General features: G+C 40.9%; 20 protein-coding genes. 9 read left to right on the top strand and 11 right to left on the bottom strand.

Going from position 1 to position 19007, the window contains the following annotated elements:
- Position 1: 1 nt before the first annotated feature.
- Genes lysS through F3G76_RS06835 form a run of 6 tightly spaced genes read left to right on the top strand, consistent with a single transcriptional unit; the run spans position 2 to position 5605 of the window.
- A complete protein-coding gene (gene lysS / locus F3G76_RS06810) occupies positions 2 to 1510 on the top strand; it encodes a lysine--tRNA ligase (protein ID WP_223227457.1) in 1509 nt (502 codons plus the stop codon).
- Positions 1507 to 2751 carry a serine hydroxymethyltransferase gene (locus tag F3G76_RS06815; protein WP_149706278.1) on the top strand — a complete coding sequence of 415 codons (1245 nt, stop codon included), beginning with the start codon at positions 1507 to 1509 and terminating at the stop codon, positions 2749 to 2751. The genes lysS and F3G76_RS06815 overlap by 4 nt, the downstream gene beginning before the upstream one ends.
- Entirely contained in the window at positions 2751 to 3293 is a 543-nt protein-coding gene (locus tag F3G76_RS06820) for a DUF1882 domain-containing protein (RefSeq protein WP_012140331.1), read from the top strand. The genes F3G76_RS06815 and F3G76_RS06820 overlap by 1 nt, the downstream gene beginning before the upstream one ends.
- Before the next feature lie 9 nt (positions 3294 to 3302).
- A complete protein-coding gene (locus F3G76_RS06825) occupies positions 3303 to 4196 on the top strand; it encodes an SPOR domain-containing protein (RefSeq protein WP_149706279.1) in 894 nt (297 codons plus the stop codon).
- A complete protein-coding gene (locus tag F3G76_RS06830) occupies positions 4193 to 4981 on the top strand; it encodes a shikimate dehydrogenase (protein ID WP_103642992.1) in 789 nt (262 codons plus the stop codon). Before F3G76_RS06825 ends, F3G76_RS06830 begins: the two co-directional genes overlap by 4 nt.
- A 27-nt stretch (positions 4982 to 5008) precedes the next feature.
- Complete coding sequence (locus F3G76_RS06835; RefSeq protein WP_149706280.1) at positions 5009 to 5605, top strand: hypothetical protein; 597 nt, start codon at positions 5009 to 5011, stop codon at positions 5603 to 5605.
- 45 nt (positions 5606 to 5650) lie between these two features.
- Here F3G76_RS06835 and F3G76_RS06840 read toward each other — a convergent pair whose 3' ends face one another.
- The 4 genes from F3G76_RS06840 to F3G76_RS06855 form a co-directional block, all read right to left on the bottom strand.
- Positions 5651 to 7486: an aryl-sulfate sulfotransferase gene (locus F3G76_RS06840; RefSeq protein ID WP_149706281.1), complete on the bottom strand. Its 1836-nt coding sequence runs from the start codon at positions 7484 to 7486 to the stop codon at positions 5651 to 5653.
- A 205-nt stretch (positions 7487 to 7691) separates the two neighbouring features.
- Complete coding sequence (locus F3G76_RS06845; protein WP_107915356.1) at positions 7692 to 8435, bottom strand: ABC transporter ATP-binding protein; 744 nt, start codon at positions 8433 to 8435, stop codon at positions 7692 to 7694.
- On the bottom strand, positions 8432 to 9157 hold the full coding sequence (locus F3G76_RS06850; protein WP_103566546.1) for an ABC transporter permease: 726 nt from the start codon (positions 9155 to 9157) through the stop codon (positions 8432 to 8434). The genes F3G76_RS06845 and F3G76_RS06850 overlap by 4 nt, the downstream gene beginning before the upstream one ends.
- The gene (locus F3G76_RS06855; RefSeq protein ID WP_149706282.1) at positions 9154 to 10071 is read right to left on the bottom strand and encodes an ABC transporter substrate-binding protein; all 918 of its coding nucleotides are present in this window, start codon (positions 10069 to 10071) and stop codon (positions 9154 to 9156) included. The genes F3G76_RS06850 and F3G76_RS06855 overlap by 4 nt, the downstream gene beginning before the upstream one ends.
- Positions 10072 to 10224: 153 nt before the next feature.
- Here F3G76_RS06855 and cooS point away from each other — a divergent pair, with 153 nt between their 5' ends.
- A complete protein-coding gene (cooS, locus tag F3G76_RS06860; RefSeq protein ID WP_087586796.1) occupies positions 10225 to 12264 on the top strand; it encodes an anaerobic carbon-monoxide dehydrogenase catalytic subunit in 2040 nt (679 codons plus the stop codon).
- A 199-nt stretch (positions 12265 to 12463) separates the two neighbouring features.
- Here the strand turns inward: cooS and F3G76_RS06865 are convergent, their stop codons facing one another.
- The 6 genes from F3G76_RS06865 to gltX all read right to left on the bottom strand — a co-directional run bounded on the left by F3G76_RS06865 (position 12464) and on the right by gltX (position 17275).
- Positions 12464 to 13147: an MqnA/MqnD/SBP family protein gene (locus tag F3G76_RS06865; RefSeq protein WP_087581328.1), complete on the bottom strand. Its 684-nt coding sequence runs from the start codon at positions 13145 to 13147 to the stop codon at positions 12464 to 12466.
- Positions 13144 to 13416: a barstar family protein gene (locus F3G76_RS06870; RefSeq protein ID WP_149702019.1), complete on the bottom strand. Its 273-nt coding sequence runs from the start codon at positions 13414 to 13416 to the stop codon at positions 13144 to 13146. The genes F3G76_RS06865 and F3G76_RS06870 overlap by 4 nt, the downstream gene beginning before the upstream one ends.
- Complete coding sequence (locus F3G76_RS06875) at positions 13413 to 13919, bottom strand: ribonuclease domain-containing protein (RefSeq protein ID WP_021092069.1); 507 nt, start codon at positions 13917 to 13919, stop codon at positions 13413 to 13415. Before F3G76_RS06875 ends, F3G76_RS06870 begins: the two co-directional genes overlap by 4 nt.
- A gap of 9 nt (positions 13920 to 13928) precedes the next feature.
- Positions 13929 to 14555 carry a uracil phosphoribosyltransferase gene (upp, locus tag F3G76_RS06880; protein WP_004317747.1) on the bottom strand — a complete coding sequence of 209 codons (627 nt, stop codon included), beginning with the start codon at positions 14553 to 14555 and terminating at the stop codon, positions 13929 to 13931.
- Positions 14556 to 14645: 90 nt separating this feature from the next.
- Positions 14646 to 15899 carry a malic enzyme-like NAD(P)-binding protein gene (locus F3G76_RS06885; protein WP_149706283.1) on the bottom strand — a complete coding sequence of 418 codons (1254 nt, stop codon included), beginning with the start codon at positions 15897 to 15899 and terminating at the stop codon, positions 14646 to 14648.
- Positions 15896 to 17275 carry a glutamate--tRNA ligase gene (gene gltX / locus F3G76_RS06890; protein ID WP_012140345.1) on the bottom strand — a complete coding sequence of 460 codons (1380 nt, stop codon included), beginning with the start codon at positions 17273 to 17275 and terminating at the stop codon, positions 15896 to 15898. Before gltX ends, F3G76_RS06885 begins: the two co-directional genes overlap by 4 nt.
- 70 nt (positions 17276 to 17345) lie before the next feature.
- Here gltX and F3G76_RS06895 point away from each other — a divergent pair, with 70 nt between their 5' ends.
- Positions 17346 to 18176, top strand: a complete 831-nt coding sequence (locus F3G76_RS06895) for a peptidylprolyl isomerase (protein ID WP_021088961.1) — start codon at positions 17346 to 17348, stop codon at positions 18174 to 18176.
- 86 nt (positions 18177 to 18262) lie between these two features.
- On the opposite strand, the gene F3G76_RS06900 is transcribed toward F3G76_RS06895, so the two are convergent.
- Positions 18263 to 18568, bottom strand: a complete 306-nt coding sequence (locus F3G76_RS06900) for a hypothetical protein (RefSeq protein ID WP_223227441.1) — start codon at positions 18566 to 18568, stop codon at positions 18263 to 18265.
- Positions 18569 to 18771: 203 nt separating this feature from the next.
- On the opposite strand from F3G76_RS06900, the gene F3G76_RS06905 reads away from it, so the two are divergent.
- Positions 18772 to 18993, top strand: a complete 222-nt coding sequence (locus F3G76_RS06905) for a hypothetical protein (RefSeq protein WP_188116271.1) — start codon at positions 18772 to 18774, stop codon at positions 18991 to 18993.
- Positions 18994 to 19007: the final 14 nt, after the last annotated feature.

Genomic DNA, 19007 nt, shown 5'->3' on the forward strand with positions numbered 1-19007 from the left:
GATATTTGACAACCAACACGAAATTCAAAGATTAGAAAGCATAGATGAGCTTAGAAATTTAGGCATAAATCCATATCCACATTTTCTTAGAAGAGATATGAATATCTCTAAATTTAGACTTAAATTTAACTATATAAAAGATACAGAAGAGAAAAAAGCAGAGGGGCAGCTAGTTGGCCTTGCAGGCAGGATAAAGCTGATCCGTGACGCTGGTAAAGCAGTCTTTGCAAACATTGAAGACGAAAATGGAAATTTACAAATTTATTTTAGTAACAAGACGCTTGATCCAGAGTGGTTTAAAATCGTTAAAAAATATGTAGAAATAGGCGACATCGTCTATGTTAGAGGCTACGCTTTTATAACAAAAACTGGCGAATTTTCAATGCACGTAAATGAGCTTAGCTTAGCTACAAAATCGATAAGTCCGCTTCCAGAGAAGTACCATGGGCTAGTTGATGTTGAGACAAGATACCGCCAAAGATACCTTGATATGATAATGAACCCTGAAGTTAGGGCTGATTTTAAAAAGCGCTCAGTGATTATAAGCACGATTAGAAGATTTTTTGAAGAAAAGGGCTTTTTAGAGGTTGAAACTCCGATGCTTCACCCAATAGCTGGTGGCGCAAATGCAAAACCATTTGTGACATTTCACAACGCCCTTGGAGTTGAGAGATACCTAAGAATCGCTCCCGAGCTATATCTAAAACGTCTTGTAGTTGGTGGCTTTGAGGCTGTTTATGAGATGAATAGAAACTTCAGAAATGAGGGTATGGACCTAACCCACAACCCTGAATTTACAAGTATCGAGTTTTACTGGGCATATCACAACTACCACGATCTAATGGGCATCACAGAGGATCTATTTAATGTCATTTTAGAAAAACTTGGCATGGAGAAAGTGATAAATTTTGATGGCATGGAGATTGATTTTAGCAAGCCATTTAAACGCATAAGCTATAAAAAAGCCTTAGTTGAGATAGGCGGACTTGCCGAAGATGTGGTAAATGATAAGGATAAAATTTTAACAAAACTAAGAGCTGATGGCTTTGAGGCAAACGAGAAGCTTGACCTTGGCCACTTGCAGGCTGAACTCTTCGATAACTACGTAGAGAGCAAGCTAATACACCCAACTTTTGTCATCGACTATCCGATCTCTATAAGCCCACTTTCAAGAAGAAGCGACACAAATCCTGACGTGGCAGAGAGATTTGAGCTATTTATCGCTGGTAGAGAGCTTGCAAATGGCTTTAACGAGCTAAATGATCCGATCGATCAATACAACCGCTTTAAGGCGCAGATCGACGCTAAAAATGCAGGCGATGACGAGGCTCACGAGATGGACGAGGACTATGTAAAAGCCCTAGGATACGGCATGCCACCAGTTGCAGGCGAAGGCATAGGCATCGATAGGCTTGTCATGCTTTTAACAGATAAAAAATCAATACGCGACGTTGTCCTCTTCCCAGCGATGAGGCCACTAAAAACTGAGACAAAGGAGAACGAAAAATGAGTTTGCAAAGCTATGATAAAGATATTTACGACCTAGTAAATTTAGAGTTAAAACGCCAGTGTGACCACCTTGAGATGATCGCTAGCGAAAATTTCACATATCCAGAAGTCATGGAAGTGATGGGCTCAATCCTAACAAACAAATACGCCGAAGGCTACCCTGGAAAGAGATACTATGGTGGCTGCGAATTTGTCGATGAGATCGAGCAAATCGCTATCGATAGATGCAAAGAGCTTTTTGGATGCGAATTCGCAAACGTTCAGCCAAACTCAGGCTCTCAGGCAAACCAAGGCGTTTATGGTGCTTTGCTTAACCCAGGCGATAAAATTTTAGGCATGGATCTAAGCCATGGCGGACACCTAACACACGGCGCAAAGGTAAGCAGCTCTGGCAAGATGTATGAGAGCTTCTTTTACGGCGTCGAGCTTGATGGTCGCATAAACTACGATAGAGTTATGGATATCGCAAAGATAGTAAAACCAAAGATGATCGTTTGTGGCGCGAGCGCATACACAAGAGAGATCGAGTTTAAGAAATTTAGAGAGATAGCTGACGCTGTTGGTGCGATACTCTTTGCAGACGTTGCTCACATAGCGGGTCTTGTAGTGGCTGGAGAGCATCAAAATCCTTTCCCACACTGCGATGTCGTAAGCTCAACTACACATAAAACTCTAAGAGGCCCAAGAGGCGGTATCATCATGACAAACAACGAAGAGTACGCTAAAAAGATAAACTCTTCTATCTTCCCAGGCATCCAAGGCGGCCCACTAGTTCACGTCATCGCTGCAAAGGCAGTTGGCTTTAAGCACAACCTTAGCCCTGAGTGGAAAATTTATGCTAAACAAGTAAAAGCAAACGCTAAAAAACTTGGCGAAGTGCTAATAAGTAGAGGCTTTGATCTAGTAAGTGGCGGCACTGATAACCACCTAATCCTAATGAGCTTCTTAAACCGCGATTTTAGCGGAAAAGATGCAGATATCGCTCTAGGAAATGCTGGCATAACTGTAAATAAAAACACAGTTCCAGGCGAGTCAAGAAGTCCGTTTATCACAAGCGGCATACGTGCAGGTAGCCCAGCTCTAACAGCTCGTGGCATGAAAGAGGCTGAATTTGAGCTAATAGCAAACAAGATCGCTGACGTGCTAAGCGACATCAACAACACATCTTTACAAGAGAAGATCAAGGGCGAGTTAAAAGAGCTAGCTCATAAATTTATAATCTACGATAAAGCGACATTTTGATGCAAAGTATTGATACATCTCTTATAAAGATAATAACGACCCACTACTACATCAAACGTGACACAATCGTCAATAAGATAGAGTACAAGGGTAAAATTTTCTTTGATAAATTTGAAAAGATCAACGAACCACTAACTTATAGTGTCATGAAAGAGCATGAGGAGGGCAAAGCTATAATCGCCCACTCGCTAATCAATGCAAGTGACAAGGTCGAAAACATAGTCTTTGACTACAATGGCAGAACTCCAGATAGGTTTTGGCATAGAGCGCAGCTTCTTTTAAGAGAAGAAGGCTTTATAAATTTCACAGCCTATGAGACTAAGACCCCAGGACATTTACACCTTTATGTGCATAAAGGTCACACTACGCTAAATGAAGCTTGCACGCTTGCAAATATGCTAAGCGCAAAGCTCTCACAAAAGTTAGCCAAAGAGTGGAGAATGTTCCCAAATATCGACATGCCAAAAGAATTTAACATCCTAACTTTGCCATATAACCTCTATCAAAAAGAGCGCGGGGCAAGTTGGTCAAAATATATGTAAGGAGAGATAATGGAAAACGAAGAGTTAAAAGATATACTTTTAGAAAAAGATGATGAGGCAAAGGGTGCAAAACTAAAGAAACTTCTTATGTTTATAGCAGCTCTTGTTATACTATTTTTAATCATCATCGTAGCCATGAAGCTTATAAACTCAGGCGACTCAACACAAGCACAAAACGAAGCTGACTCAAGACTAGTTCTGCCTCCAGTGCCAGCAGAGCAGCCAGTCGATACACAGGTGCCTGCACAAGATACAAATTCAGATGTTAAAAAAGGCGATACTCAGCTTTTCGAGCAAGTGCCTATCGTGCCTGAAAATAAGCAACAAGATGATTTTGAAGATATGATCAAAAAGCTAAAAGATAAAGAAGGTGCAAAATCAGCTCCTAAAACTGAAGAGCCAAAAGAGGTAGTAAAAGCTGTCGAGCATCCAGCTGAAGCACCTAAAAAAGCTGAGACAAAGGTAGAAGCTCCAGCTAAAAAAGCTGAAACAAAAAGCGAATCTAAAGTAGAGAAAAAGCCTGAAGCAAAGCCAGCTAAAACTGAGGCAAAAGCAGATAAAAAAGCTGAAACTAAAGCTGAGAAAAAACCTGAAACAAAGGTAGAAAAAAAAGCTGAAGCTCCTGCAAAAGCAGAAAAAGTAGAGAAAAAAGCTGAAACTCCAGCAAAAGCTGAGAGCGTCGCAAAAGGCTCTTATGTTCAAGTATTTGCAACTAGTAAATTTAACCCAAATGCCGACTACATGAAAAAAATAGCAGCCAAAGGTTATAGCTACAAAACTATAAAAGCTGGCGAGCTAACTAAAATTTTAGTTGGTCCGTTTGATGAAAAAGGGCTACAAAAAGCTGTAAATGACATAAGAAAAGATGTCAATAAAGACGCTTTTGTCTTTAGAGCAAAATGAAAACCTTCGCAGTTTTTGGAGATCCGATAGCTCACTCGGTATCTCCAAGACTACACAACAAAGCCATTGCCGATCTGGCTCTTGATGCCCTTTACACAAGGGTTTTGCTAAAAGATGGCAATGAGCTAATCAATAAATTTAAATCCTTAAAACTAAACGGCGCAAATGTCACACTCCCGCATAAAGAATTTGCTCTAAATTTAGCTGATGAGGCCTCAGAAGCAGCACGTAAAATAGGCTCTGCAAACACTTTGGTGCTAAAAAATGAGAAAATTTATGCCTACAACACTGACGCACCTGGCTTTTTAAAAGCGATATCAAATTTCAAAGAGGCAAAAAGCGCTATCATCCTTGGAGCTGGAGGCACCGCAAATGCCCTAGCCTACGCACTTAAATCACAAAACATAGATGTTTGCATACTAAATAGAAGCAAGGCAAGACTTGATAAATTTAAAGATCACTATGAGTGCTTTAGCTGGGATGACTATAAAGAGCATAAATTTGATCTAGTGGTAAATTCGACCTCAGCAGGGCTAAAAGATGACCTTTTGCCAGCACCAAAAGAGATTTTAGATGGCATTTTAAAAAGCGCTAAATTTGCATTTGATGTTATTTACGGCAAGCAAACGCCATTTTTAAAAGAGGCAAAAAGGCAAAATTTAGCATGCAAAGATGGAGCTGATATGCTCTTGTATCAAGCGGTTTTAGCGTTAAATTTATTTTATAATGGCAGCCTTGATGAGAAAAAGATAGAAATTTCTATGCGAGAGGCTCTTAGTTTATAGAGCTCTTGCAAGAGTGCATTAAACAAAATGGAAAAATCATCAAGCTTGATAAATAAGGCTCTAAAGCTTAGCGATATAAATTTTAACTCCTTTAGTCACTCTAAAAACTGGATAGGCTTTTTTGAGATAGAGGATGAAAACTGGGCTTCTGGCGTAGATACCGCACTAAAGCTTTTTGATAAATATTTTAATAAATTTAAAAATGAAGCATTTGTCATAAGCGCCTTAAACTACGACGATACTAACTTGAGCGATGAAACGATTGAAATAAAACATTTGCACGATAAATTTAAAAAGCTAGGCATCTTGCAAGAGCCAAATGAGCACTTTGATCTTGGTTTAGATGGTGAGATTTTGCTGCCTGCCATCTGCCTTAGGATAGATGCTCTGAGATTTGATGAGATCAAAGATCTAGCTAAACTACTCATGCTTTATACATACTCCTTAAATGAGTGGTGCTTTTTTATCTTTCCAAGCCTAAATTTAGCACTTTATCCGCATGATGAGAGAGGTTTTGGATGCATAGGGCTAAATGACGATACAAAAAGTGGATTAAATTTTTTAGAGTTTTGTAAAAGAGAGAAAAATGCAAAGGTCGTTTTAAAAGAGCAAAACAGCAAATAAATTTTAACTAAAAGCCTCCCTTGCCGAAGCAAAGGAGGAAAAAATTTATTTCTCAAACGCTTTTTGCAAGCTAAATGGAAACGCCTGATAGCCCATAGCATTTGTCATCTTTATCTCGATGCTAGGCTCTTTTGCACCCCACTCAAACTCATCGATGTGCGGGCTAGGAAGTCCTACTGGGCGACCTTTTGCGATGTCAAACTGCATGCCAGCAACGGCTGAATAGACCATCACACTATCAAGGTCATCTTGATACTGCGTAAGGCTTGTAACTGAGCTATACCACTCTTTACCGCGCTCTTTGCCGTACTCCCAGATCTGCTCAACGGTCTTTTTGTTCTCATCGATCTTATAAACGACCGCACGAGAGTATTTCATGCCAGCGATGGCTGGTTGCTCCATGCCCCTTGTGTCGCCGTTGTCAAAGACACTTAGATAAATTTCGCCTTTTTTAGACTTGCTGTCTATCCTAAATGCCGTATGTTGCGTCCATTGCCAGTCAAAACCACCTTTGTCACTCTCGTATCCTGGGCATTTTGAGTACTCATCTTCGCAGACGATCTTGTTGCCTTTGCTATCGACTGGCTGAAGGAGCTTATCTTTAAATTTATCGCTCCAGCCCTTGTGAGCGCCCATGATCCATTTTATTTGTTTGTCACGACCGATCTTTATAACTGCGTCTTGGTGGCGGCTTGAGATGATGATACTATCATCGCTTGGGTCGTAATCCACACTATTTACATGCGCCCAGTTGCGTCCTGGACCAGCGCCAACTATGTCACCCCATTTATCGTGTGTATCCATAGACTGAAGCTCATCAGAGCTTGCTGTGTGGCCTGCTTTTTTAGCGTCTATGTTTAAGCAAACTGCGCCTTGATCAAGCGTTTTTAGCACGATGTCGCGGTAAGGATCGAGGATTTCATATAGTCTAAAGTCATCAACTACGTTGCCGTCGCGGTCAAGCTCGACGATCACATCGCGCACTGTTCTTACGTTTTTGCCATCAGCCCTTTTGTAGTCGGCATTTGCCACGCGCAAGAAGTAGTGTCCGTTTTGTGCTACGTCCATCGAGTGTGAGAAGTCGTTGTAGCTAGCTGGTAGCTCGCGGTTGAAAATTTCTCTACCCATGATGTCGTATTTTGCGTATCTTTGGCCATATCCCCAAGTCATAGCGCCGTCGTCATTTTGCTTAAAGCCCATCATAACGCCAGCGTGAAATGGCTGTTTTAGGTCGTAAATTTTGCTTGGTTCAAGATACCATCTAACCTCGCCTTTTGTATCAAGGATGAAGTTATTTGGGCTGTAGTTCCACTCGATGGCACCGCCAGCTGGGTTGTTCCAAACGACTTTTGTGCCCTTGCCTGTTTTATTTACAAAGTTATTTACATAGTAGAGGCGGTTTGCAAATTTAGCGCTCGCAGGCTTAGTAACCTCGATCTTATCAAATAACGCGCCCTTTTGATTTGGCGTGCCAGCGCTCTCTAGGTAGATAGCTGGGGCGTAAATTTTATAGCTCTCTTTTATATGCTCAGTCTTGCCCTTGTAGCTCTTGTCGTACTCGACTTCAACGGTGTTTTGATAGTCAGGATACATGCCAAAAACTGGGATGCCGCCATGTGTGCGAAGATGCTTGTCAGCCACTTTGTAGCTTATCACCTGACCACCTTGTTTTGGCACGATAGTGACCTTAGCGTTGCTTAGTGTGTAGCCGCCATTTTTGATGACTGCTGTAAGAGGCGCTGTGTCGTATGGATTTACCACTACTTCGCCGATAGCTCCTGTTATAGCGTAGTCAAGTTTAGCTCCGCTTGGACCACCAATGGCAAAAGCAGCCGTACAAAGTGCAGAAGCAAGCGCAACAGAACACAAAGTCTTTCTCATAACATCTCCTTTAAATAAATTTTATAAACTCTACTCATAAAGCTTATAAAATTTAGAAAAAGCCTCGGCAAAAACCAAGGCCTCAATCAGTAAAAGGAATAACAAAAATGATTTGCTTTGTGTGTAATTGTAGTAAATCTTTATAACATAAATTTAACGCTAAGATTAATAATAGCTTAAAATTTAAAAATATATTTAAAATTTATTAAATGGCGTATTCAACCTCGTTATCTTCGCCATTTATGAGGTCAAAAATTTTAGCTTTTAGCTCAAAATACTTTAGATCATGCACGCCAAAATTTGGATTGATTATCTCTTTTATAATCACGCCATCGTGCAAGATCACGATCTTATCAGCCAAAAATAGCGCCTCATCGATATCGTGCGTGACAAAGATAGTGGTTTGAGTCTTTGACATCTGCTTTAAGCTTTTTTGTAAATTTGTCCTTGTTATTGGATCAAGTGCAGAAAATGGCTCGTCTAAAAACAACACCTCAGGGCTTAAGCTAAGCGCCCTTGCTATAGCGACACGCTGCTTTTGGCCGCCACTTAGCGAGTGTGGGAAGAGCTCAGCCTTGTGAGAAAGACTAACAAGCTCCAGAAATTTGCTAGCTCTCTTTTCTTGTTCAAATTTATCCTTTATACCAGAGCATTTTAGGGCAAATTTGATGTTATCTTTTGCGCTTAGCCATGGCATTAGCGAGTAGGTCTGAGTGATGATCTGGCGAGATTTGTCTAGTGAAATTTTCTTTGTATAAATTTTATTTTGCATCGAAATTTCACCGCTACTAAGCTCGCTCGTGCCACTTAGGATGTTTAAAAGTGTCGTCTTGCCAGAGCCACTGCCGCCAAGCAAAACGCAAAATTCATTCTGCTTTATCTCTAAATTTATCCCTTTTAAAATTTTAGTGTCCCCAAAAGATTTGGTTAAATTTTTTATCTTTATCATCGTCCAAGCCTCTCCCCTGCGTATCTTTCAATGAGCGAAAAGATGAAATTTATCACGATGCCTATCACGCCGATCACAAAAATCACCGCCATTACGCTATCTATCCTAAGCTGGTTTCTAGCGTCTATTATGAGATATCCTAGCCCGCTTTGCGCTCCCACCATCTCGCCAACTACTAAATTTATCCAAGCAAGGCTCGCTGCTAGCTTTAGCCCTGAGATGATGCTAAAAAGACTTGCTGGCATGATGACGCCAGTGATTATTTGCATTTTGCTAGCTCCAAAGCCACGAGCCGCTAAAACAAGCTCATTTGGCACGCTTTTTACGGCATTTATAGTAAGAAGTAGCATAGGAAAAAATATCGCATAAGCGATGATGAAAATGGTCGGTTTATCGCCGATACCAAAGGCAAGGACTATCAAAGGTATCCAAGCAATCGGCGAAATAGGACGTAAAAGCCCGATAAGCGGCTCAAACGCGTTTGCAAATTTAGGAAAAAGTCCAAATATAAGTCCAACCAAAACCGCAACAAGCGAGCCAACGAGAAGTCCTATGACGTATCTAATGAGTGAGTCAGTGACGCCAAGAAGCAGTTTGCCGCTTTTTGCAAGCTCGAAAAATGCACCTACCACCTCTTTTACGCTTGGTACTAAGTCCCCACTAAAAGCTTGCCAGATAAGCAAAGCTAGGGCTAAAACGAGAATTTGAAAAAGGTATTTCATCTTTGCTCCAAGTATGAGTTTATCTCTAAATTTGCTAGTTTTTGATTGCCTAAATTTTTGCTGATTAGAAATTCTTTTAGCTCCTCTAACTCCTCTGCTTTTAGGCTTAGATCGTCGTAGCTTACGATCTCTTTATCAAGCACTAGCTTTAATAAATTTGCATTTTGACTTAAAATTTCATTGCCCAAAAGTGCGCTTTTTTCGTGATCTTTTGTGATAAAGCTTGCTGATTTTCTAAAAGCATCTAAAAGCTCATTAAAATAAGGCTTTGAGAGGATCTCTTCTTGAAAATTTAGTGTACAGCAGATGTGATTTGGCTTTATATCTTTTGAAAAGAGTAAATTCTTCGCCCTGCCTTTAAAATTTACCGCCATTTGCCCAAATGGCTCAGCCACGATATAAGCGTCTATCTGATGGCTAAGAAGCGCAAAAGGCATCTCAGGTGGCGCCATCTCAATGATATCTACACTCATATTTTCACGCTTTAAGATAGTATCAAGTAAAAAATAGTGCATGCTAAATTTTGAAGGCACAGCGATCTTTTTGCCAGCAAGCTGCTTAAGACCGATCACGTCGCTTCTAGCCACAAGGGCTGAGCCATTTTTGTGAGCTGATAGCACTGTCTTTATCTTTGCGCCATTTGCTCTTAGCATAAGACCTAGTGGAGCTAGCATAAAAGCCCCGTCAATCGCCCCTGCCCTAAGCGCCTCAGCTAGATCAACCCAGCTGGCAAATTTAATAGGCACTATCATGAAATTTTCACTTTTATAGAGTTTTGAAGCGATGATGCATAGATGATCGCTTATCGGCACAAAGCCTATTTTTACGCCGATCTTTGGAGTGCTTGCTAGAGCTTTTTGGCTACTAAGAGCCAAGAAAGAGCCTAAAATTTGTAAAGCATAACGCCTGGTCATAAATTTTCCTGAATTTTATTTTAAGTGTGTAATTATAGTAACCAAATCTAAAATTTACACTAAATTTATCCTAAATCAATCTCTGTGAAAATTTTTGATGATATAATCCAAGACTTATCCAAAAGATAAAATTTACTTGCATAAGGAGCAAAAATGCAAACAAACGACGAAATTTTAGGCATCAAGATCCAGAAATACGGACTTGATAAAGAGGCTAAGCCAAATGAAAAAGGCTTTTATGACTACAAAGACGAGGCAGAATTTACAGACTACTCAAATGCTATCTCACTTTATAAAAAAACCTTTCCAAATAAGCAAAAAGTAATCGAAGAGACACCTGATCCAGCCGTTAGCGAAATGCTCCTAAAAATGCAAGATATGGGGATCGAGACTGTTTTTGATAGATTTGACAAGCAAAAGCCACAATGCACCTTTGGCATGGCTGGAATTTGCTGTAAGATCTGCTTTATGGGACCATGCAAGATCACATCAAAGGCAACTCGTGGCGTGTGCGGCGCTGATGCAGATGTCATCGTAGCTAGAAATTTACTCCGTCACGTAGCTGGCGGTGCTGCGGCTCACGGCGCAAGAGGCAGAGAAAACATGCTAGCTCTTAAAAACGCAGCAACTGGTAAGCTAAATATCCCAATAGAAGGCGAAGAGAAAGTGCGTGCAGTTGCAAAGGCTTTTGGACTTGATGAGAGCAAAAGCATAAACGAGCTTGCCTCGCAGATCGCTGATATCTTACTTGAAGATCTATCTCGCACCTTGCCACAAGAGCATAAAGCCATAAAGACCTTTGCTCCAAAAGAGCGTCAAGAGGTGTGGAAAAAGCTTGATATCTTGCCAATAGGCGTCTATCACGAGGTTACAGAGAGCCTTCATAGAACGAGCACTGGCACAGATGGCGACTGGCGAAATGTAATGAAGCAGTTTTTCCGCACAGGCCTAGCTTACGCTTGGTCAAGCACGCTTGGCACGTCTATTGCGATGGATTGTCTATTTGGTCTGCCAAAACTAAATGACTCAAAGATAAATTTAGGCGCTATCAAAAAAGGCTACGTAAATATCGCGCTTCACGGACACTCTCCACTTTTAGTAAGTGTCGTCGTTAAGCTTGGCAAGAGCGAGAAATTTCAAAATTTAGCCAAAGAAAAGGGTGCTTTAGGCATTCAGTTTTATGGTGTTTGCTGTAACGGACTTTCGGCTATGTATCGCTACGACGGCGTTATACCGCTTTCAAACGCAGTTGGCGCAGAGCTTGTCGTTGGCACAGGGGCGCTTGATCTTTGGCTAGCTGATGTGCAAGATGTCTATCCTACCGTTATGGAGGTAGCAAGGTGCTTTAAAACGACAGTCATCACTACAAGCGACTCTGCAAGGCTTCCTGGAGCTGAGCACATCGGCTTTGATCATCATCACTCAAATATGAGTGAAATTCACGAGATCGCAGAGAAAATTTTATATAGAGCGCTTGAGAGCCATGAAGCTAGAAAAGGCATACCAGTGCATATCCCGCAATACGAAGTCGAAGCTAAAATGGGCTTTTCACTAGAAAATGTAAATAAAATTTTTGGCTCAACGCAGGTCATCGCTGATGCGATAAAAGAGGGCAAGATACTTGGACTTGTAAATTTAGTCGGCTGCTCAAATCCACGCGTAGTTTATGAAAAAGCTGTCGTAAATGTAGCTAGAACGCTTCTAAAAAATAATGTCCTAATAATGACAAACGGCTGCGCCTCATTTCCACTACTAAAAACAGGACTTTGCAATGCAAATGCGCTTGAATACTGCGGCGATAGCTTGAGAGAATTTTTAGCACCTTATAAGATCCCACCGATCTGGCACATGGGCGAGTGCTTGGACAACGCTAGGGCTTCAGCGATGTTTAATGCGCTTAGTCAAAACTTAAGTACTGACATCAAAGACCTGCCATACGCATTTTCAAGCCCTGAGTGGTCAAATGAAAAGGGCATAGATGCCGCACTTGGCTTTAGACTACTTGGAATTTCATCTTACCACTGCGTATTTGCCCCTGTTCAAGGCTCAAAAAATGTTGAGGAATTTATGGCAAATGGCACATTGCCGATCCTTGGCTCAAAAATGGTAGTAAATCTTGATCCTGTCGCACTTGCTGAAAATATCGTAGCTGATATGAAAGCAAAACGAGAAAAACTTGGCTGGAGAGCGTAAGATAAATTTACAAACTCTAGCACTTTAGTCTGCTCCAAAAAGCCACTTTGGCGGAGCAGATCTTATCAAATGTGATCAAAAATAAGATGAAATTTTGCTTCTAAAATACTTTTGTGATTTTGCTAAAAATAAGGTTAAGTCTTAATCCTAGATGGATTTTTGTATCGCAACTTTAAACATTTATAAAGTCTAAATTTATCTAAGCCTGCGATACAGCCTCTCTTAAAAACCTATGTTCTTTAAAAAATTTTCGGAGTGATTTTTGCTCTTTTGGGCCTATTTTGTAGCTTATAAATTTAAGATACCACTTGATATCTTGCTCGCTTATGTCGCGACTTTTAGCGTACTTGGCTAAGATATAGTTTGGGATCTTAACGTTTTTTTGTAAAAATTTTGCGACCAGCCTTTTGTAAAACGAGCCATTTTTTACGTAAGAAAATCTACCAAAAACAAATGGCAAATTTGTCTTTTCGTGCCAAATTTGACCAAGGTCGTAAAAGCACTCTTTGCCCTCGCTTAAGTATGCTTTTAGCGCCCTGTCGCCTATGATCACCTCGCCATTTAGATGAAGTATCTTTGCAAGGGCGTTTGAGCTAGCTGAGGCAGGATCTGGCTTTGGGGCTGAGTTTTTGCGCACAAGCACGCTTTTTACATCTTTTTTGGCGACTATTCCAAAATTTAGCTTCTTTAAATTTGCCTTTTTACTAGCTATGCTTGAGATAACCGCAGCGTCGATCTTTCTGGCATTTAGTGCCCTATTTAGCTTGCTTGGCACGCCCTTTTTAAACTCGATCGCCTTTTTTATCTGAGAGCTTAGTTGGGCTGATTTTAAAAATACGTGAAATGGGAGTAAATTTAGATAATCAATCTTTCCAAATATCATTTTTCATCTTTTACAAGCTCAAATTTAACTAGCTCATTTTCGTTGCAAACATCGCGAAATAGTTGGATTAAGCTCTCTTTCGTGGCACTATCCAAAGCATTTTCATTTTTTAGCTTTATAAGCGTTGGCTCATTTATCTCACAAAGGCAGTCAAAGAGCGCGTCTAAATTTTTGCCGTAGTACTCTGGCAGGTCAAATTTCTTTGCAAAATACTCATGCATCTTCTCTTTTTCGAGCATTTTTTTGGCGTCTAAGATCACGATTTTCATTGCATCCTCTTCTCATAAAGCAGGTAAAAATGCTCGTAGTGATCTGGCGTGTAGTAGATAAGTCCGTCGTTTGAATATAAAATTCTCTCAGCGCCACGTCTGCCGCCATTATAATTCACATCGCACTCAAACCACTTTCTACCATCAGCCTCAGGCAGCCTCTTTTCTCGATTTGAAAACCTATCCCCACCTATGCTTTTGCCGCCGCTTATCTGCCATAAATTTCCGCTTTTTGCGTCCCAGCCAAGTTCAAGTGCCTCTTTTTTAGTTATGAAATTCTTTGGCAGCTTGTTAAATTTATAGATATAAAGTGCGACCTCATCTTTTGAGGTGTATGAGCCGTTTTCTGCAAGGCTCTGGCTCTTTTGCCCCTCTTTGTTTAGCTGCTCAAGTAAAATTTGAGCGTTTTTGTTTGCCTCGCCGCCCTCTTTTGAAAAAAAGAAAGTGCCAATGATGATAGCAATGACAAAGGCGACTAAAGCCGGCAAAAGTCTTTTGTTCAAATTTAGCCCTTAAAGTGTGTTAAAAACTCTATCGCCAGCGTCGCCAAGACCTGGTACGATGTAGTTTTTCTCGTTTAATTTCTCATCGATCGATGCCGTATAGACCTCGACGTCTGGGTAAATTTCGCTAAATCTCTTTAGTCCCTCAGGTGCAGCGATGATAGAGATAAATTTGATCTCCTTAACGCCCTTTTCACGCAAGAATTTGACCGCATCTATCGCCGTGCCACCAGTCGCAAACATAGGATCTATGATGATCGCCATGCGCTCTTTTGCGTCTTTTGGAAGCTTTGCGTAGAAAAACTCAGCCTGCGCTGTCTCTTCATTTCGCTGAAAGCCCAAAAAGCCAACGCTCGCATCTGGGATGATGGTAAAGACGCTATCAAGCATGCCAAGAGCAGCCCTTAAAATAGGGCATATCATCACCTTTGTAGTGAGCCTCTTTGCGTCTGCCACCGCAACTGGTGTTTGGACTTTGACATCTTTTACCTTTAAATTTCTAGTCGCCTCAAAGATCATAAGGTAGCTGATCTCATCAACTAGCATGCGAAACTGAAAAGGCTGGGTGTTTTTATCACGTAAAATGGTTAATTTATGCTCGATCAATGGGTGTGAGATGAGCTTCACGTTTTGCATTTTTTGTCCTTAAATTTACTGTTTTTACAAGGTTTGTCTTTTACAAAATGCCAAGAGGAGAATTTAGCCCAAAATTTGGGCTAAATTTGATTAAAAACCTTTTGCAAGTTTGGCTTTGTAAGCCTCAACATCAAAATCTTTTACTCTCGCTACGCCATCTTCAACTGCAGCTTTTGCAACTGCTGGAGCGACCGCTGTTAGTACGCGCTTGTCAAATGGTTTTGGGATGATGTACTCTTTGCCAAATTTTAGCTCGCTAACGCCACTTGCTTTTAAAACTTCGGCTGGCACTGGCTCTTTTGCAAGCTGTGCAAGTGCTTTAGCTGCTGCCATTTTCATATTTTCAGTGATCTTTTTAGCCCTAACATCAAGCGCGCCTCTAAAGATAAATGGAAAGCCCAAAACGTTATTTACTTGGTTAGGATAGTCGCTTCTGCCTGTGCCCATCATAACGTCATCTCTTACAGCTACAACGTCCTCTGGGAAGATTTCAGGCACTGGGTTTGCCAAAGCAAAGATGATAGGCTCTTTATTCATCGACGCAACCATCTCTTTTGTCACAACGCTAGGCTTAGAAAGACCTAAAAACATATCAGCGCCTTTCATCGCATCAGCTAGTGTCCTATCCTCGGTCTCAAGCGCAAATTCAACCTTCTCTGGAGTTAGGTCTGTTCTTTTTGAGTGGATGACGCCTTTGCTATCTATCATCACGATGTGTTTTGCGCCAAGTGCTTTATACATCTTTGCGCAAGCGATGCCGGCTGCACCTGCGCCACTAACTACGATCTTTATCTTAGATATATCTTTGCCAGAAATTTCCATCGCATTTATAATGCCAGCGCTTGTTATCATCGCTGTGCCGTGCTGATCATCGTGCATTACAGGGATATCGACTGCTTCTTGAAGCTTTCTTTCTATCTCAAAGCATTTTGGAGCGCGGATATCTTCTAAATTTATACCGCCAAATGTAGGAGCTAGAGCTTTGCAAATCTCAACGATCTTATCAGGATCGTGCTCGTCTAGCTCGATGTCAAAGGCATCAACGTTTGCAAATTTCTTAAATAGCACCGCCTTGCCCTCCATAACTGGCTTACCAGCGATAGCGCCGATGTCGCCAAGACCAAGAACAGCCGTACCATCGGTGATGACAGCTACTAAATTTGCTTTATTTGTATATTTATAAGCTAGTTCAGTGTCTGCATTTATCTCTTTACAAGGCTCAGCAACGCCTGGTGTATAGGCCATCGAAAGGTCTCTTGAAGTCTCGCAAGGTGTCTTTACCCTGATCTCGATCTTACCGCCGATGTGGTAGTTTAGTGCCTCTTCTTTAGTTACATGTGTCATTTCTCTTCCTTTAATAAATTTTGTATTCTGTTTTTGATCTCGTTGCTACCTACTACTTCAAGCACTTCAAAGATACTTGGGCTCACGCTTGAGCCAGTTAGCGCTATCCTTAGAGCCTGAGCCAGGTCTTTTAGTTTTAAGCCATTTTGCTCTAAAAATTTATTAGTTAGCTCCTCGTAGCCCTTTGCGTCAAGGTCACGGTCTAAAATTTGAGCAAATTTAGCCAAAATTTCTTTGCTATTTTCATTTATAAATTTAGCCCAAGCTTTCTCGTCATAGCTTTTTGGAGCGTTGATGATAGCATTTGCGCTATTTGCCATTTCAATTAGTGTCTTTGATCTCTCACGGAGCGAATTTAGCAGTAGCTCACCCTTTACCAAAGCCTTAAAATCCACGCCAAACTCGAGCATATCGTGCGCTAGCCTCTCATAAGGCAAAGTTTTTATATAGTGAGAATTTAGCCAGTCAAGCTTTTGAGCGTTGTAGGTGCTTGAGCTTTTGTTGATATCGTTTGGATTGAAGTATTTAAGCATATCCTCGATAGTAAAAATCTCATCATCGCCGTGACTCCAGCCAAGACGAACGAGAAAATTTAAGAGCGCTTCAGGCAAGTAGCCCATCTTTTTATACTCCATAACGTCGGTCGCGCCATGCCTTTTGCTAAGCTTTTTGCCGTCCTCGCCGTTTATCATAGCGACGTGATAAAATTTTGGCACCTTAAAACCAAGCGCCTCGTAAAGAACGATCTGTTTTGGGGTATTTGAGAGGTGATCATCGCCGCGAATAACGTCTGTTACGCCCATTAGCGCATCATCTATCACAACTGTGAAGTTGTATGTTGGCGTGCCGTCGCTTCTTGCGATGATGAAGTCGTCTAAGATATCTTCAACCTTAAATTTAACCTCACCTTTTATGCCGTCATGTATGACGATCTCGCCGCTAAGTGGGGCTTTTATACGGATGACTGGCTCGATGCCAGCTGGAGGCGTGCCAGTAAAATCTCTATATCTATTATCATATTTTGGGCGCTCTTTTCTTGCCTCTTGGCTAGCTCTAAGCTCCTCAAGCTCCTCTTTGCTCATGTAGCATTTGTAGGCTTTGCCCTCATCAAGCAGCTTTTTAACGTACTCTTTGTAAAGATCAAACCTCTTTGACTGATAGGTCACTTCGCCGTCGTGATCTAGCTTGCACCAAGCAAATGCCTCTTTTATGGCTTGCGTGGCTTCTTCTGAGTTTCGTTTTAAGTCAGTATCTTCGATGCGGAGCAGAAATTTTCCATTGTTAGCTCTTGCGTATAAATAATTATAAAGAGCTGTCCTAAGTCCGCCTATATGTAGGTATCCAGTAGGCGACGGAGCAAATCTAGTAACTATCATTTTGTGCCTTATTTTTATGTTATAATTGCCCAAAATTATATTTACTAAATACTTAAATAAAGGTTTCATTATGAAAAAATTGCTCTTTTTGGCTGCTGGCGTGTTAAGTGCCTTAAATTTATATTCAGCTCAGATGATAAACGGCATCGCAGCTATCGTGGAGAACGAGCCTATCACGCTTTACGAGGTTTATAGCTTGAAGGAACAGCTAAAGACAACAGAGCAGGACGCTTTAAATTTGCTTATCAGAGATAGGCTTGAAGATGCGCAGATAAAAAACTTAAATTTAAGCGTGACACCTTTTGAGCTAAACGACAGGATCGAGGCGATCGCAAAGCAAAATGGCATGACAAATTCGCAGTTTAGAAGCTCTATCCAAGCCCAAGGCATGGACTTTTTGGACTTTAAAAACAACCTAGAGCACAAGATGCTTCAAGAAAAACTTTATAAAAGCATAGCTGCTGAGGCTGGCAAAAACATAAATGAGCAAAAAGCAAAGGCGTATTTTGACGCTAATCCTGACAAATTTAAGGTCTTTAGCACCGCTAGAGTCGTAGTTTATAGAGCAAAAGACCCTGAGCTACTTGAGGCTCAAAAGACAAGTCCGAAGCTACTAGACGGCGTGCAAACGCAAGAGGTCAGTTTGGACTATCAAAGCATAGATCCAAGACTTGCTGCGATCATCTCAAGCACGAATAACGGCGACTACACACAGCCTTTGCAAGGACCTGATAGCTTTGATATGTTTTTAGTAAAAGAGAAGATTGGCTCATATACACCAAGCTTTGCTGATGTAAAAGATAACGTTATAAACGAGCTTTACCAAGGCGAGCAAGAAAAATTAATGAGTGATTACTTCGAAAAACTCCGCGCAAAAGCAAAAATTCAAATCCTAAGATAACTTCAAATTTAGCCACTTTGGTGGCTAAATTTCTCTAAAATTTAAATTTAAAATTTATAAGCAAAAACCTGTAAAAGCAGCCAAATTTATTTAAGCTTTTTTAGTGAAAAATCCAACGTAAATAGCGTAGATATAAGGGTTGCTACGGCATACGGGGCATAAGGTGTGATGCCAGCTCCTGAGCTTGCTAAGATAAAGTTATGACTTATTGCTGCACCTGCTCCCATGCTTAAAACAAAAAACTGAGCTTCAAAGCCAAATTTGTATTGATTTAGCACTAAATTTGTGATGCTTGCAAAAAGAACGATAGAGACTATGCCATAAAACATCGAAAAGTCACGCTCGAAAATTTTGCTGATAGCGCCCACTGAGCAAAATTTACTTCTTTGCAAAATGCGCCATTTTCGCCAAGTTTTAATAAGTGCTATCAAAAGTAAAATAGCAATAATTGGTAGCAAAAGTCCTATCGCCTTTGCAGTGTATTTGCTACTTTTTTGGGCGTGGGATCATCTAAAATACGGCAAATTTGTAGGTATAACTCGCGCCTTATCTCTAAAATTCGTAGTATATCAGCCTGCCAGTTGGGCTTGCTAAGATGAATATTTTTAGTTCTTGCCTATTTACCACGCTTAATGCTAGGGTTTGGTGTGCTGTTTTGCTTGGAGTTGGCTACTTTCTAGACTCAAATCCTGACAAACAGGCGCTTCTAATAATAACGATCACCATTTTAGCGGTGGTTGCGGTAATAAGCGCGGTCTATATAATGAAGCAGTTTCGCTCTCAGGTAAAATGTAGCTGTTTTTTAAATTTATCTTAGAAAAGCCAGAAAAG

Origin of the sequence: Campylobacter concisus, from assembly GCF_902460575.1 — a bacterium.
Taxonomy (GTDB): domain Bacteria; phylum Campylobacterota; class Campylobacteria; order Campylobacterales; family Campylobacteraceae; genus Campylobacter_A; species Campylobacter_A concisus_AW.

Excerpts from the sequence above, each read along its gene's own strand:
- F3G76_RS06820 (WP_012140331.1), top strand. The coding sequence starts at position 2,751 with ATGCAAAGTATTGATACATCTCTTATAAAGATAATAACGACCCACTAC.
- F3G76_RS06905 (WP_188116271.1), top strand. The coding sequence starts at position 18,772 with ATGAATATTTTTAGTTCTTGCCTATTTACCACGCTTAATGCTAGGGTT.
- F3G76_RS06870 (WP_149702019.1), bottom strand. The coding sequence starts at position 13,416 with ATGAAAATCGTGATCTTAGACGCCAAAAAAATGCTCGAAAAAGAGAAG.
- cooS (WP_087586796.1), top strand. The coding sequence starts at position 10,225 with ATGCAAACAAACGACGAAATTTTAGGCATCAAGATCCAGAAATACGGA.
- F3G76_RS06845 (WP_107915356.1), bottom strand. The coding sequence starts at position 8,435 with ATGATAAAGATAAAAAATTTAACCAAATCTTTTGGGGACACTAAAATT.
- F3G76_RS06850 (WP_103566546.1), bottom strand. The coding sequence starts at position 9,157 with ATGAAATACCTTTTTCAAATTCTCGTTTTAGCCCTAGCTTTGCTTATC.
- F3G76_RS06815 (WP_149706278.1), top strand. The coding sequence starts at position 1,507 with ATGAGTTTGCAAAGCTATGATAAAGATATTTACGACCTAGTAAATTTA.
- F3G76_RS06865 (WP_087581328.1), bottom strand. The coding sequence starts at position 13,147 with ATGATATTTGGAAAGATTGATTATCTAAATTTACTCCCATTTCACGTA.
- gltX (WP_012140345.1), bottom strand. The coding sequence starts at position 17,275 with ATGATAGTTACTAGATTTGCTCCGTCGCCTACTGGATACCTACATATA.
- F3G76_RS06895 (WP_021088961.1), top strand. The coding sequence starts at position 17,346 with ATGAAAAAATTGCTCTTTTTGGCTGCTGGCGTGTTAAGTGCCTTAAAT.
- F3G76_RS06885 (WP_149706283.1), bottom strand. The coding sequence starts at position 15,899 with ATGACACATGTAACTAAAGAAGAGGCACTAAACTACCACATCGGCGGT.
- F3G76_RS06840 (WP_149706281.1), bottom strand. The coding sequence starts at position 7,486 with ATGAGAAAGACTTTGTGTTCTGTTGCGCTTGCTTCTGCACTTTGTACG.
- F3G76_RS06835 (WP_149706280.1), top strand. The coding sequence starts at position 5,009 with ATGGAAAAATCATCAAGCTTGATAAATAAGGCTCTAAAGCTTAGCGAT.
- upp (WP_004317747.1), bottom strand. The coding sequence starts at position 14,555 with ATGCAAAACGTGAAGCTCATCTCACACCCATTGATCGAGCATAAATTA.
- F3G76_RS06855 (WP_149706282.1), bottom strand. The coding sequence starts at position 10,071 with ATGACCAGGCGTTATGCTTTACAAATTTTAGGCTCTTTCTTGGCTCTT.
- F3G76_RS06825 (WP_149706279.1), top strand. The coding sequence starts at position 3,303 with ATGGAAAACGAAGAGTTAAAAGATATACTTTTAGAAAAAGATGATGAG.
- F3G76_RS06830 (WP_103642992.1), top strand. The coding sequence starts at position 4,193 with ATGAAAACCTTCGCAGTTTTTGGAGATCCGATAGCTCACTCGGTATCT.